This is a genomic window from Stutzerimonas balearica DSM 6083, from assembly GCF_000818015.1.
GTDB classification, from domain to species: domain Bacteria; phylum Pseudomonadota; class Gammaproteobacteria; order Pseudomonadales; family Pseudomonadaceae; genus Stutzerimonas; species Stutzerimonas balearica.
Window position 1 is genome coordinate 1,060,380 of the sequence record NZ_CP007511.1, and the last position, 14,338, is coordinate 1,074,717.

Here is a 14,338-nt window from a genome sequence, read left to right on the forward strand (position 1 = left end):
CGCCCCTGCTGTGCTTCGATGGCGCTCGGTAAAGTGACGCCAGGTAATTTGCCAGGGGGCGACGATGAACGACCTTGATCAGCTGTTGCAGAACAACCGGAGCTGGGCCGAAGCCATCAAGCAGGAGGATCCGGCCTTCTTCGAGAAACTCGCCGGGCAGCAGGTGCCCGAGTACTTGTGGATCGGTTGCTCCGATGCGCGAGTGCCGGCAAACGAAATCGTCGGCTTGTTGCCCGGTGAGCTGTTCGTACACCGTAACGTGGCCAACGTCGTGCTGCAGACCGATCTCAACTGCCTGTCGGTCATCCAGTATGCGGTGGACGTGCTGAAGGTGCGGCACATCCTGGTGACCGGCCATTACGGGTGCGGTGGTGTGCGTGCGGCCATGCGCGACGATCAGCTCGGCCTGATCGATGGCTGGCTGCGCGGCATTCGCGACCTGTATCACGACTATTACGAGGCCATCGCAGCGCTGCCGGACGAGGAGGCGAGGGTCGACCGGATGTGCGAACTCAACGTGATACAGCAGGTCGCTAACGTCAGCCATACCAATATCGTCCAGAATGCCTGGCACCGCGGCCAACCGCTGTCGATTCACGGCTGTATCTATGGAATCAAGGATGGTTTGTGGAAAGACCTAGACGTCACCATCAGCAGCGCGGAACAACTGCCGACACAATACCGCCTGCAGCCGCGCAAACCGCTGTAGCCAACCGCAGTCAGGCCTGGGCGTTGCTCGGGCTGCTGGTGGCCGTGCTTTGCTGGAGCGGCAACGCGCTGGTCGCGCGCGCCTATCACGGCGAGATACCGCCGTTGAGCCTGTCGTTCTGGCGCTGGATGCTCGCTGGCGCATTGTTGCTGCCCTTCGTCGCGCGCCCGATCCTGGCGCACCGGCGCACCCTGCGTGCCGCCGGCTGGCGACTGCCGGCGCTCGCCGCAGTGGGCATCGCCAGCTACAACTCGCTGCTCTATTCGGCGGCGCAGAGCACCGAGGCGATCAATCTCACGCTGGTCAACACCTGCCTGCCACTGGCCACCTTCATCGGCGCCGGCCTGCTGCTCGGCGAATGGCCGCTGCGCCGTGCCTGGGCCGGGATGGCCGTGGCGGCTGGCGGCCTTGTCTACCTCATCAGCCAGGGCAGCTGGAGCGCGCTCTCCAACCTCGATTTTCGCCGCGGCGACCTGCTGATGCTTGTCGCGGTAGTCGCCTGGGCGCTCTACACGCTGCTGCTGCGTCGCTGGGCAACGCGGCTCGCAGTGCCACCGCTGGTGCTGCTGGCTACGCTGATCTATATCGGCATCCCGCTGATCCTGCCGTTCTATCTCTACGAGCTCCATCAGGTAGGCGGATTCACCGCCACCCCGGCAAACCTCGCTGCCATCGCTTACACCGCCGTGTTCGCCTCGCTGGTCGCCTATCTCGCCTGGAACAATGGCGTCGCCCGCGTCGGTGCCGCTCGGGCGGCGTTGGCCAGCTATCTGATGCCGGTTTTTACCGCGCTGCTCGGCTGGCTGCTGCTTGGCGAGGCACTGAGGCACTACCACTGGATCGGCGGCGGCCTGATCTTCGCCGGCCTGCTCATGGCCACCCGCCCGAACCTGCGCCAGCACAGCTAGAGCCAAGCCGGCGCTCGGCAGGTAAGCAGTTGAAAAGGATTAGAAATTTACGGGCGTGGGGTTGACAGCCAGGAACCGCAGGAGAATAATGCGCGCCACTTGGCTACATAGCTCAGTCGGTTAGAGCGCAGCATTCATAATGCTGATGTCCCAGGTTCAAGTCCCGGTGTAGCCACCATACAAAACAAGGGGTTAGCGAAAGCTAGCCCCTTTTTTGTTTGTGCCGCTGACTACGCAGTGACTACATCCTGTCTACAGACGAAATCCTGTTACCCCCGCCCCTCCAGGGATCGACCAAAGCCACCCCCAGTGGCTCGAAATGACGGGTAGTACGAGTCGCGATGACTGCATCGTGTAGCCGTCCAATCGCAGCGATCTGCGCGTCTGCCATATCTACTATCCGCCCCTTCGCTTCGGTTGCCGCGGCAATCTCTGCATAGTGAACGGCGGCGTCTGCATCGAACGGCAGAATATTGCCGGCGAAATCTTCCTCAAACATGGCCGAGGCTATGTCGAGCAGCCCTTGTTTGCGCTTGCCGTCCAGCATTCTGCCAATGCCGTAAAGAATCTCCGCGACGGTGATCGCACTGATCGCTAACTCGCTCGCCGGCTGGGCGTCGACCCACTCGATTACCTGCGGCGCTGGCTTGGCTCGCATCAGTTCAGACAGCACATTGGTATCAAGCAGGATCATTCATCGAATCTCGCTGCTCGGGCCTTGTCTTTTCGCTCAGGCAAGGCGAGATCCACACCGCCGACCGAAGCAAAACGGGAGTGAATGCGAGTACCCAGCCCGCCACGCTTTTCCTGCCGCGACAACGCTTGCCGAATGATGATTCGGGCTTCTTCTTCCATCGAGCGCCCATGGCTAGCTGCTAAAACGCGCAACTTCGCCTTCAGGTCGTCATCAAGGTTTCGGATCGTAATGCTGGCCATAGAGTCTCCAAGTGAATCCAGTGCAATCATTGCTAGCATATCTGCACGAACCTTAAGCGAATACCACCGCATGGCCGCTTTGGATAAGTGAAGGAAGATAGGCGAAGGGCAGATTCCAGATGGTCCGGCGAGAGATGCGCATACCGCATTGAGCGGGGGAAGACGCGGGGTTCGCCATTTCTCGTCCGGACCAGCAGACAGAGCCCAATGCCGCGAGCTTGGCTGAGCTTTCGAAAAGCCGGTGAGACCGACTATCCGCGATGGATGAACGTCAAGCGAGGACGCGCGCGGGTTGGCGCGGACGAGATAGAAACCCTCGCCAGGGTCTTCCCCACCTATAAGTGGTGGTTGCTTACTGGCGAAGTGCTACCAGACAATCGCCAGACGAGCCCGGACTACGACGAGGCCAACCGAAACTTGGCCAATCCAAACGCGGGATAGCGATCACACAGGAAGTAGCTAGGCGCTGGTACGCCCGAAGGAATGGAGAAGACCAATGAAACGGATTTTGGCACTGGCGCTCATCGCAAGCCCCATCCTCGCTGAAGAATCCAAACCCATTGCCACCCAAGTCGGTGACGCAATGCGACCTGCTGCCGAAGCCTATGGCAACACCATGATCCGCCTAATCAACGAGTTCTTCGCTGGCTCCAAAGGCGTGATGGGCGAAGCCGCCCGAGCCAACCTCAAAGCCCAGGATCAACGCGAACGCGAAGCCAGTCGCGGGGTTCGGCGCACCATGAAGGAATGCATTAAGCCTGGGAACGTAATCGACGATGACGTCAAGGAGTGTATGGACGGGCGACGTATTAAGACTTGGTAATTATGGGGTGTGTGATGATTGTTGCGTTATTAGTTCGAAATTTCAAGATATATCAAAATATTAATTTTCTTCCGATATCCAACGGAAAAATGTTTTCGGCTTTGGTTGGTGAGAATGGTGCCGGTAAGAGCTCTGTTCTAGAGGCTTTAAACAGTTTTTTTAATGGTGTTGATTGGAATTACAACCACACAATCACTATGAATAGCTTTGATACTCGTGAGCCGTTTATATGTCCGATTTTTTTGATTGACAAGCAGAAAGCGATTTTTTCAAAGCATAAAGAAATTGTTGAAGAGCTGAGCTCTATGGCTTGGTGCGCTCCTAGAGCAGAATTTAATTCCGCACATAGGAAGCTCTCAGACCAATTTTGTCGACATCGAGATGTTTTGATACAAGAAGGATTTGGTCCTGAGGAGTACTACCTTCTTCCGTTGGGTTTGCGAAAGCAAAGTGCAAACGGATCTGCAGAGGTTTATTTTTCTATTTTTGAGCCATTGGAAAATATAATCGGAGAGAAGCCTTTTGTTGTTGAGCAAAAAATTGCTTCGGAAATATATGAGAATCTGTCATCGGCTTACAATTACGTTTATCTTCCATCCGAAATAGATTTTCATGCTTATACAAAAATTGAAGGGAGAACAATACAGGCTTTGCTGGGGCGGAAGCTGAACGATATTGTTCGTGAGTTTATTGATGGTGAGACAGTTAGAGGCATAAATCGGAACCTGAATGCTTTCTTAACCGAAATTGCTGAAACTCTTGAAGGGTACGAATACAAGAAACCAGCCAAAAAACAGAATCTTTTTAATCAGTCACATTTCACCGAGAAGGTGATTGAAGCTTTTTTTGAGTCTAAGGTTTTATCTAGAAAGAACGGCGAAGAGTCCACGCCAGTTAACAATTTGAGCTCTGGTGAAAAGCGAAGGGCAATAATCGATGTCGCACGAGGCTTCCTTTTGAAGGGGGCTTCTGTAGGTGGTCAACAAGTAGTACTAGCAATTGATGAGCCGGAGCTGTCCTTGCATGTTTCTGCATGCTTCGAGCAGTTTGAAAAGGTAAAAGAGATATCTACATCCGGGGTGCAGTCATTGGTGACAACCCATTGGTATGGGTTTATGCCGGTTATCTCTAGTGGTGTTGCTGTATACATACCCAAAGATGATCGATCTGACGTTCCGTTAATTGATCTTCGTTGTTTTAGAGAGGATATTAAGAGGTTAAAGGAAAGAACGGGCGGAATTCTTCCTACCAATATAGAATTGAAAGGGATCAATGATCTTGTTCAGTCAATAATCGCGTCGGTTACTGCTTCTGATTGCAATTGGGTGGTGTGTGAGGGGTCGTCGGATAAAATCTACCTTGATCATTTCTTTAGGAATTTGCCAGTACGGCCTTATGTTCTCGCAGTTGGTGGTAGTGCCAATGTTAAGCGGGTCTTTAATTATGTGACCATGGCGCTGGATAATGATAGGGATTGCATACAGGGAAAGGTCTACTTTGTTGTCGATACCGATAAGAAATACTCAGCCTTTGAGGCTCCTGACTCAATAAAGAACATAAGAATGCGGAGATTGATAAATAATCCCGCAACTGGGAAAACAGAATTGGTTGTTCCTGGTAGTGATATATTTTATCCGCCAACAGAAATTGAGGATTGCCTGCTGCCAGATATCTTCATCTCTACGCTTCAGAGTTTTCAAGAGGAGCAGGCCGAACTTTATTCCCAGTTTTCCGAGCCTCCTTCTGTGCTTGTCGAATCGCAGGCATCTGGACTCGCATTGAATATGAGGGACACTGATAAGCAAGTTTTGGAGAAAATTTTTTCTGTTCCTAGATTTAAGGTTATGTTTGCTAATCGCTATATTGGTTTGTCAGGTGATACGCCACCACCGGGATGGGTGTTGGAAATTAGTCAATTTTTGGGGGCTGAAAAAAAGCTACGGAAAAGACCCTCCGCTAAACGCAGCGGGCGGGACCGCACCGCTGCGACTGACTGATTTGCTTGTGACTACATCGGCCAGGTCTCTGTAATACCTAGGTTGACTGGGGCAGTGGCGATGCTGGAACCGGCCATTTATGGGGACTAGGTGAGTGCCTAGGCGATTCATAACGCTGATGTCCCAGGTTCAAGTCCCGGTGTAGCCACCATATATAGAAAGGGGGTTAGCGAAAGCTAACCCCCTTTCTCTTTTGCTCAACTGTTGGCCTTGCGCGCAGCGCTTGTCGGAGCGGGCCATGAGGTCGAGTCTCACGGCTAGCGGTAAGCGCCTGGTCCCTCAACGGCCAACTTCTCGTTCCGTGTGCTCGAGTGCGGTACGGCAACGTTCTTCGGCGGTATCCAGTTCCAGTTGCATCTGGCGGATATCGAGCATTTGCTGCTCCAGCTGCCGGCGGCGCTCGGTGATCATCTCGAGCATGATGTTCAGCTGTTTCCTGTTACCGGCCTTGGGGTCGTAGAGTTCGATCAGGGTCTTGCATTCGGCTAGCGAAAAGCCGAGGCGCTTGCCGCGCAGGATCAGCTTGAGGGTGACCCGGTCTTTGGGCGAGTAGATGCGCTCCTGGCCGCGGCGGGTTGGCGAGAGCATGCCCTGTTCTTCGTAGAAGCGGATCGCCCGGGTAGTGATGTCCAGTTCCGCGGCGAGGTCGGAAATGCTGTAGGTCTGTGTCGACATCTGTTCGTCCGTTGGTAAGCCCGGCCGCCGCTGGGTTCGGGCGGCCGGGAAGAGTGGCTTAGCGCTCGATGGCCAGCGCCACGCCCTGGCCGCCGCCGATGCAGAGGGTAGCCAGGCCCTTCTTCGCGTCGCGACGCTGCATCTCATGCAGCAGGGTGACCAGAATGCGGCAGCCCGAGGCGCCGATCGGGTGGCCGAGGGCTATGGCGCCGCCGTTGACGTTGACCTTTTCATCGTCCCAGCCCAGTTCCTTGCCCACCGACAATGCCTGCACGGCAAAGGCTTCGTTGGCTTCGATGAGATCCAGCTGTTCCAGCGTCCAGCCGGCCTTTTCCAGGCAGCGGCGGGTAGCCGAAACCGGGGCGATGCCCATGATCGCCGGGTCGACCCCAGCGTTGGCGTAGCCGGCGATGCGGGCCAGCACCGGCAATTTCAGCGCCTGCGCCTTGGCGGCGCTCATCAGGATGACCGCGGCCGCACCGTCGTTGAGGCTCGAGGCGTTGCCGGCGGTGACGCTGCCATCCTTCTTGAAGGCTGGCCGCAGTTTGGCCAGCGCCTCGGCGGTAGTGCCTGCGCGCGGCTGCTCGTCGCGGGTAAAGGCGACGGGGTCGCCCTTGCGCTGGGAAATCATTACCGGGGTGATTTCGTCGGCGAAGCGGCCGGCTTCTAGCGCGGCGCTGGCGCGTTGTTGCGAGCGCGCGGCGAAGGCGTCCTGCTGCTCGCGGTCGATGTCGTACTTGGCTGCCAGATTCTCGGCGGTGACGCCCATGTGATAGTCGTTGAAGGCATCCCAGAGGCCGTCGGTGATCATGCTGTCGATCATCTGCGCGTGGCCCATGCGCAGGCCCGTACGTGCCCCGGGCATGACGTAGGGGGCCAGGCTCATGTTCTCCATGCCGCCGGCGATGACGACTTCGGCGTCGCCGCAGCGAATCGCCTGGGCAGCCAGGTGCAGCGCCTTGAGCCCGGAGCCGCAGACCTTGTTGAGGGTCATTGCCGGCACGGCGTGTGGCAGGCCGGCATTGATCGCGGCCTGGCGGGCGGGGTTCTGCCCGGCGCCGGCAGTCAGCACCTGGCCGAGAATCACCTCATCGACCTCGGCCGGGTCGAGCCCGGTCTTCTCCAGCAGGCTGCGGATGACGGTCGCGCCCAGCTCGACGGCTGGGATGGTGGCCAGTGCACCCTGGAAACTGCCGATGGCGGTGCGAGTTGCAGCTACGATGACGACGTCTTGCATGTGGGGCTCCAGATTCTTCCGGTGGTCGCCGCGCCAGCCATGCGGGCTGGGCGGCGGTTGACTGGTTTATGCATGGCGGATGGAAACGGAAACGCAGTATAGGGACAGGAACATGACTGGCGAGTCCTGCCGCTAGGCGCTGGCACGCCGGGCGCGCGTCACGCGCGAGCCGTTGTCGCGGCCGAGTACGGCGCAGATGCGCTCGCCAGCGGCGATCAACGCGTCGAGGTCGATGCCGGTGTGGATGCCCAGGCCGTCCAGCAGGTAGAGCACATCCTCGCTGGCCACGTTGCCGCTGGCGCCCTTGGCGTACGGGCAGCCGCCAAGGCCGGCCACCGAGCTGTCGAACACCTGGATACCTTCCAGCAGGCTCGCGTAGACGTTCGCCAGCGCCTGGCCGTAGGTGTCGTGGAAGTGCCCGGCCAGCTTGTCGCGCGGGATGTCGCGGCCGACCACCTCGAACAGGGTACGGGTCTTGCCGGCGGTGCCGGTGCCGATGGTGTCGCCGAGAGAGACCTCGTAGCAGCCCATCTCGAACAGCTCGCGGGCCACCGCGGCGACCTGCTGCGGCGCCACTTCGCCCTCGTAGGGGCAGCCGAGCACGCAGGACACGTAGCCACGTACGCGCACGCCCTGCGCGCGGGCGGCTTCCATCACCGGCACGAAGCGTTCGAGGCTCTCGGCGATTGAGCAGTTGATGTTCTTCTGCGAGAAGGCCTCGCTGGCGGCGGCGAACACCGCGACTTCCTTCACCCCGGCGAGCATGGCCGCCTCGAAGCCCTTCAGGTTGGGAGTCAGCGCGGCGTAGGTAACACCGGCCTTCTGCCGGATCTGGGCGAACACCTCGGCGGAGCCGGCCATCTGCGGCACCCACTTGGGCGAGACGAAGCTGCCGACCTCGACGTATTCGAGGCCGGCGGCGCTCAGGTCGTCGATCAGGCGCACCTTGTCGGCGACGCTGATCGGCTGTTTCTCGTTCTGCAGGCCGTCGCGCGGGCCGACTTCGACCAGGCGGACATGCTGGGGCAGGGCAATGGCGGTTGTGTTCATCGATGGTTTCCGTGTCGAGGTTCGGACTCTGTGGCGCGACGGTGATGGTCATGGTGGAAAATCGCTGCGCGAGTTTTCCACCCTACGGGGGACGGTGCCAGTGTAGGTGGACAACGGCGCAGCCTTGCCCACCGGGCACCCTATCTGCCTCAGGCGTCCTCCAGCTCCACCAGCGCGGTGCCTTCGCTGACCAGTTCGCCCTCGCTGCAGTACAGGCCCTTGACCACCCCGGCCTGGGGCGCACGGATGCTGTGCTCCATCTTCATCGCCTCCAGCACCACCAGGGCGGTGCCGGCCTCGACGTGCTGGCCCGCCTCGACCAGCACGCGGACGATGCTGCCGTTCATCGGCGCGGTCAGCCCGCCGTGGTGGGCGTGGCTGGCTTCGGCCTCGGCGATCGGGTCGACGCGCTGGACGCAGCGCAGTTCGCCATCCCATTCCAGATACAGGTTGTCGCCGCGGCGGATCGCCCGGTACTGGCGGCGCAGCCCATCCTGCCCGACCACCAGCTGCTCGCCGGTCAGCTGCGCCTTCGGCGCACTGGCCGGGCGCAGGCGCACCATCTGCTGGGCCTCGCCACAACTCAGGGCCAGGTCGGTCTCGGCCGGCAGGCCGGCACGCCAGCCGGACTTGCTCTGCCACGGCGAGTGCGGGTCGTCGCCGCGCTCGCGCTCGGCCTCGCCCTGAACGAAGGCGCTGGCGGCCAGTTGCCAGAACGACTCCGGCAGTCCGCCCTGCGGCGGCAGCAGCTCGCCCTGGTGGCGGGCGATGAAGCCGGTGTCCAGCTCGGCGTTGGCGAAGGCCGGATGAGCCAGCACGCGACGCAGGAAGGCCAGGTTGGTCTTCACTCCGCCGACGGCGGTCTCGGCGAGCATGGCCAAGAGGCGCTGACGGGCCTGCTCGCGGTTCTCGCCCCAGGCGATCAGCTTGCCGAGCATCGGGTCGTAGAACGGCGACACGGTGTCGCCCTCGGCCACGCCGCTGTCGACGCGCCGGCCCGGGCCATCCGCGGCTTCACGGTAGAGATCGAGAGTGCCGGTTGCAGGGAGGAAATCGTTGTCCGGGTCCTCGGCATACAGGCGTACCTCGATGGCGTGGCCGTGCAGCGGCACCTCGTTCTGGCTGATCGGCAGCGGCTCGCCACGGGCGACGCGAATCTGCCAGGCGACCAGATCAAGGCCGGTGATCGCCTCGGTGACCGGGTGCTCGACCTGCAGGCGGGTGTTCATCTCCATGAAGAAGAATTCGCCGCGCGCATCGAGAAGGAACTCCACGGTGCCGGCGCCGACGTAGCCGATGGCCTTGGCCGCCTTGACCGCGGCTTCGCCCATGGCACGGCGCAGTTCGGGGGACAGGCCTGGGGCCGGGGCCTCCTCGACCACCTTCTGGTGGCGGCGCTGGATCGAGCAGTCGCGCTCGTTGAGGTACAGGCAGTTGCCGTGCCCGTCGGCGAACACCTGGATCTCCACGTGGCGCGGCTTGAGCACGTACTTCTCGACCAGCATGCGCGCGTCGCCGAAGGCAGCCTGGGCCTCGCGCTGCGCGGAGGCCAGTGCCTCGGCCAGCTCGCTCTCGCGCTCGACCACCTTCATGCCCTTGCCGCCGCCACCGGCGGCCGCCTTGAGCAGTACCGGGTAGCCGATCACGGCGGAGGCGGCGCGGAAGGTCTCGTAGTCCTGGGCCTCGCCGTGGTAGCCGGGCACCAGCGGCACGCCGGCGGTTTCCATCAGCGCCTTGGCCGCCGACTTGCTGCCCATGGCGTCGATGGCGCTGGCCGGCGGGCCGAGGAAGATCAGCCCGGCTGCATCACAGGCGCGGGCGAAGCCGGCATTCTCGGAGAGGAAGCCATAGCCGGGGTGGATGGCCTGGGCGCCGCTGGCCTTGGCTGCCTTGATCAGCTTGTCGACCAGCAGGTAGCTGTCGGCCGGCTTGGCGCCACCGAGGTCGACGCGGATGTCGGCCTCGCGGGCGTGGCGCGCTTCGGCGTCGATGGCGCTGTGCACGGCCACGGTGGTCAGGCCCAGGGCCTTGGCGGTGCGCATCACCCGGCAGGCGATCTCGCCGCGGTTGGCCACCAGCAGGGTGTCGATGTGTCGGCTCATGCTTGCTTCTCCTGCCAGGCGGGGCTGCGTTTCTCGAGGAAGGCGCGCAGGCCTTCCTGGCCTTCCTGGCTGACGCGCAGGCGGGCGATGGCGCTTTCGGTGTAGCGGCGCAGGTCCGGGCCGAGGGCCCCGCTGCCGACTTCCTCGAGCAGGTCCTTGGTCGCCTTCATCGCCTGCGGGCTGTTCAACTGCAGGTTGGCGATCCATTGCTCGAGGGCGGCGTCCAGCTCGGCGGCCGGGTAGGTTTCGGCGAGCAGGCCCAGCTCGCGGGCGCGCAAGCCGTCGAAGCGTTCGGCGGAGAGGGCATAGCGGCGCGCGGCGCGCTCGCCGATGGCCTGGACCACGAACGGGCTGATCACCGCCGGAGCCAGTCCGATGCGCACCTCGGACAGCGAGAACAGCGCATCCTCGGCACCGATGGCGATGTCGCAGCAGGCGGCCAGGCCCACCGCGCCGCCGAAGGCGGCGCCCTGTACCACGGCCAGGGTCGGCAGTGGCAGGTGGTAGAGGTTGTACATCAGCTCGCCCAGTTCGTGGGCGTCAGCCAGGTTGGCGTCGTAGTCCAGCTCGGCGGCCTCGCGCATCCAGGCCAGGTCGGCGCCGGCGGAGAAGTGCCGGCCGCGGCCGCGCAGGATGAGGAAGCGCAGCTCGGGCCGGTCCTTGACCTGGTCGAGGGCCTGGATCAGTTCCCTGATCATCGCGCCGTTGAAGGCGTTGTTCTTGTCGGCGCGGTCCAGCCACAGGGTGGCGAAGCCGCGCGCATCTAGTTCGAGTCGTACTGTCTGGAAATCGGTCATCTGCTGCTTCCTGTAGGAGCGCGCTTGCTCGCGATCTTCCGGCCTCGCGGCCTGCCCGGGATCGCCAGCAAGCTGGCTCCTACAGGCAGGCGCTGGGTGCCGGTCGCGCTGGGCTTACATCCGGAACACGCCGAACGGGGTCGGCTCGATCGGGGCGTTCAGGCTGGCCGACAGGGCCAGGGCGAGTACCTCACGAGTCTGCGCCGGGTCGATCACGCCGTCATCCCACAGCCGCGCGCTGGAATAGTAGGGGTGGCCCTGGCGCTCGTACTGCTCGAGGATCGGCTGGCGGATGGCTTCCTCCTCCTCGGCGGAGAAGGTCTTGCCGCTGCGCTCGGCCTGCTCGCGCTTGACCTGGGTGAGCACGCCGGCGGCCTGGGCCGCGCCCATGACGCCGATCCGCGCGTTCGGCCACATCCACAGGAAGCGCGGATCGTAGGCACGGCCGCACATGCCGTAGTTGCCGGCGCCGAAGCTGCCGCCGATGATCACGGTGAACTTCGGCACCTTGGCGCAGGCCACCGCGGTGACCAGCTTGGCGCCGTGCTTGGCGATGCCGCCGGCCTCGTACTTCTGGCCGACCATGAAGCCGGTGATGTTCTGCAGGAACAGCAGCGGGATGCCGCGCTGGCAGGCCAGCTCGATGAAGTGCGCGCCCTTCTGCGCCGCCTCGGCGAAGAGGATGCCGTTGTTGGCGAGGATGGCCACCGGATAGCCGTGCAGGCGGGCGAAGCCGCACACCAGGGTGGTGCCGAACAGTGCCTTGAACTCGTCGAACTCGCTGCCATCGACCAGTCGTGCGATCACCTCGCGCACGTCGAACGGCTGCTTGGCGTCGGCCGGGATCACCCCGTACAGCTCCTCGCTGGCGTACAGCGGCGCGCGCGGCGCGGCGCTCTCCACCCGGCCCTGCTTGCGCCAGTTGAGGTTGGCCACGCAGCGGCGGGCGATGGCCAGGGCATGGGCGTCATTCTCGGCGTAGTGATCGGCCACCCCACTGGTCTTGCAGTGCACGTCGGCGCCGCCCAGCTCCTCGGCGGTGACCACCTCGCCGGTGGCGGCCTTCACCAGCGGCGGGCCGGCGAGGAAGATGGTGGCCTGGTTGCGCACCATGATGGTCTCGTCGGCCATGGCCGGCACGTAGGCGCCGCCGGCGGTGCACGAGCCCATCACCACGGCGATCTGCGGGATGCCCTGGGCGCTCATGTTGGCCTGGTTGAAGAAGATGCGGCCGAAGTGTTCGCGGTCGGGGAACACCTCGTCCTGGCGCGGCAGGTTGGCGCCGCCGGAGTCGACCAGGTAGATGCACGGCAGGCGATTCTGCTGGGCGATGGTCTGGGCGCGGATGTGCTTCTTCACCGTCAGCGGGTAGTAGCTGCCGCCCTTCACGGTGGCGTCGTTGCCGATGATCATGCACTCGACGCCTTCGACGCGGCCGATGCCGGCGACCACGCCGGCGGCCGGCACGTCCTCGCCGTAGACCTCGTGGGCGGCCAGGGCCGAGACCTCGAGAAAGGCCGAGCCGGGGTCGAGCAGGGCGTTGATGCGCTCGCGCACCAGGAGCTTGCCGCGCGCGGTATGACGCTGCTGGGCGATAGCGCCGCCGCCCTCGCTGATACGGCCGAGCAGGGCGCGCAGGTCGTTCACCTGTTCGAGCATGGCCGCGCTGTTGGCGGCGAACTCCGGCGAGCGGGTATTGAGCTGGGTATGCAGGATGGCCATGGACGGGCTCCCGTAGGGTGGAAATCCGCGAAGCGATTTCCACCTTGTCGTAAATGCGGTGGAAAAGGCCTCTGGCCGTTTTCCACCCTACGGATTATTTGGATTCGTTAAACAGCTCACGGCCGATCAGCATGCGGCGGATCTCGCTGGTGCCGGCGCCGATCTCGTAGAGCTTGGCGTCGCGCAGCAGGCGGCCGGTGGGAAATTCGTTGATGTAGCCGTTGCCGCCGAGGATCTGGATGGCCTGCAGGGCCATCTGCGTCGCGGCTTCGGCGGTGTAGAGGATGACCCCGGCGGCATCCTTGCGGGTGGTTTCGCCACGGTCGCAGGCCTGGGCGACGGCGTAGAGATAGGCGCGGCTGGCGTTGAGCTGGGTATACATGTCGGCGACCTTGCCCTGGATGAACTGGAACTCGCCGATGCTTTGACCGAACTGCTTGCGGTCGTGGATGTAGGGCACCACCACGTCCAGGCAGGCCTGCATGATGCCGGTCGGGCCGCCGGCGAGGACCACGCGCTCGTAGTCGAGGCCGCTCATCAGCACGCGCACGCCGCCGTTGAGCTGGCCCAGCACGTTCTCCTCCGGCACCTCGACGTCGTCGAAGAACAGCTCGCAGGTGTTGGAGCCGCGCATGCCGAGCTTGTCGAACTTGTTGCCGCGGGAGAAACCTTTCCAGTCACGCTCGACGATGAACGCGGTGATGCCGTGCGGGCCCTTGTCCAGGTCGGTCTTGGCGTAGATCACGTAGGTGTTGGCGTCCGGGCCGTTGGTGATCCAGGTCTTGCTGCCGTTGAGCACGTAGCGGTCGCCGCGCTTCTCGGCGCGCAGCTTCATGGAGACCACGTCGGAGCCGGCGTTCGGCTCGCTCATCGCCAGCGCGCCAACGTGCTCGCCGCTGATCAGCCTGGGCAGGTACTTCTGCTTCTGCGCCTCGCTGCCGTTGCGGTTGATCTGGTTGACGCACAGGTTCGAGTGGGCGCCGTAGGACAGCGCCACCGAGGCCGAGGCCCGGCTGATCTCCTCCATGGCCACCACGTGGGCCAGGTAGCCCAGGCCTGCACCGCCATACTCCTCCGGCACGGTGACGCCGAGCAGGCCCATCTCGCCGAACTTCTTCCACATGTCCATCGGGAAGGTGTTGGTGGCGTCGATTTCGGCGGCGCGCGGCGCCAGCTCGGCGTCCACGAAGGCGCGCACCTGGTCGCGCAGCATGTCGATGGTTTCGCCAAGGGCGAAGTTGAGGCTGGAGTAGGGCATGGGGCGTACTCTGTCTTGTAGTTGTTGTCATGAGTGGTCGCACCGGGTTCGAGTATTCATGCGGTGCTTGCCGGGTGACCTTTACGTTAACGTAATGCTGCTTCCGGCGACTGTCAAACCCTTC

General features: G+C 62.4%; 13 protein-coding genes and 1 tRNA gene. 5 read left to right on the forward strand and 9 right to left on the reverse strand.

The genetic code is table 11. The annotated features are described in order from the left end of the window. Positions 1–64 precede the first annotated feature (64 nt). The 3 genes from can (at position 65) to CL52_RS04810 (ending at position 1,795) form a co-directional block, all read left to right on the forward strand. Positions 65–709 (forward strand): carbonate dehydratase, encoded by a 645-nt coding sequence (can, locus tag CL52_RS04800; protein WP_041107521.1) that lies wholly within the window; start codon positions 65–67, stop codon positions 707–709. 23 nt (positions 710–732) lie between these two features. After that, positions 733–1,617, forward strand: coding sequence for a DMT family transporter (locus tag CL52_RS04805; RefSeq protein ID WP_043218850.1), 885 nt, complete (start codon positions 733–735; stop codon positions 1,615–1,617). A gap of 101 nt (positions 1,618–1,718) precedes the next feature. Then, a tRNA-Met gene (locus CL52_RS04810) sits at positions 1,719–1,795 on the forward strand. 63 nt (positions 1,796–1,858) lie between these two features. Here the strand turns inward: CL52_RS04810 and CL52_RS04815 are convergent. Beyond that, complete coding sequence (locus CL52_RS04815; RefSeq protein WP_043218851.1) at positions 1,859–2,311, reverse strand: type II toxin-antitoxin system VapC family toxin; 453 nt, start codon at positions 2,309–2,311, stop codon at positions 1,859–1,861. Beyond that, a complete protein-coding gene (locus CL52_RS04820) occupies positions 2,308–2,553 on the reverse strand; it encodes a FitA-like ribbon-helix-helix domain-containing protein (RefSeq protein WP_043218853.1) in 246 nt (81 codons plus the stop codon). Before CL52_RS04820 ends, CL52_RS04815 begins: the two co-directional genes overlap by 4 nt. 496 nt (positions 2,554–3,049) lie before the next feature. On the opposite strand from CL52_RS04820, the gene CL52_RS04825 reads away from it, so the two are divergent. Together CL52_RS04825 and CL52_RS20555 are read left to right on the forward strand one after the other, a co-directional pair. Next, on the forward strand, positions 3,050–3,376 hold the full coding sequence (locus tag CL52_RS04825; protein WP_043218855.1) for a hypothetical protein: 327 nt from the start codon (positions 3,050–3,052) through the stop codon (positions 3,374–3,376). 14 nt (positions 3,377–3,390) lie between these two features. Next, entirely contained in the window at positions 3,391–5,373 is a 1,983-nt protein-coding gene (locus CL52_RS20555) for an AAA family ATPase (RefSeq protein WP_158485395.1), read from the forward strand. A 279-nt stretch (positions 5,374–5,652) separates the two neighbouring features. Here CL52_RS20555 and CL52_RS04830 read toward each other — a convergent pair whose 3' ends face one another. The 7 genes from CL52_RS04830 to CL52_RS04860 all read right to left on the reverse strand — a co-directional run bounded on the left by CL52_RS04830 (position 5,653) and on the right by CL52_RS04860 (position 14,214). Continuing rightward, positions 5,653–6,048 carry a MerR family transcriptional regulator gene (locus CL52_RS04830; RefSeq protein ID WP_043218856.1) on the reverse strand — a complete coding sequence of 132 codons (396 nt, stop codon included), beginning with the start codon at positions 6,046–6,048 and terminating at the stop codon, positions 5,653–5,655. Between the two features lie 58 nt (positions 6,049–6,106). After that, positions 6,107–7,285, reverse strand: a complete 1,179-nt coding sequence (locus tag CL52_RS04835) for an acetyl-CoA C-acetyltransferase (RefSeq protein ID WP_043218860.1) — start codon at positions 7,283–7,285, stop codon at positions 6,107–6,109. A 132-nt stretch (positions 7,286–7,417) separates the two neighbouring features. After that, entirely contained in the window at positions 7,418–8,320 is a 903-nt protein-coding gene (locus CL52_RS04840; RefSeq protein ID WP_043222952.1) for a hydroxymethylglutaryl-CoA lyase, read from the reverse strand. A gap of 164 nt (positions 8,321–8,484) precedes the next feature. Next, on the reverse strand, positions 8,485–10,437 hold the full coding sequence (locus CL52_RS04845) for an acetyl/propionyl/methylcrotonyl-CoA carboxylase subunit alpha (protein WP_043218862.1): 1,953 nt from the start codon (positions 10,435–10,437) through the stop codon (positions 8,485–8,487). After that, positions 10,434–11,234 (reverse strand): gamma-carboxygeranoyl-CoA hydratase, encoded by an 801-nt coding sequence (locus CL52_RS04850; RefSeq protein WP_043218866.1) that lies wholly within the window; start codon positions 11,232–11,234, stop codon positions 10,434–10,436. The genes CL52_RS04845 and CL52_RS04850 overlap by 4 nt, the downstream gene beginning before the upstream one ends. Before the next feature lie 114 nt (positions 11,235–11,348). Then, the gene (locus CL52_RS04855; RefSeq protein WP_043218869.1) at positions 11,349–12,956 is read right to left on the reverse strand and encodes a carboxyl transferase domain-containing protein; all 1,608 of its coding nucleotides are present in this window, start codon (positions 12,954–12,956) and stop codon (positions 11,349–11,351) included. 94 nt (positions 12,957–13,050) lie between these two features. Beyond that, positions 13,051–14,214, reverse strand: a complete 1,164-nt coding sequence (locus CL52_RS04860; protein WP_043218871.1) for an isovaleryl-CoA dehydrogenase — start codon at positions 14,212–14,214, stop codon at positions 13,051–13,053. Positions 14,215–14,338 lie beyond the last annotated feature (124 nt).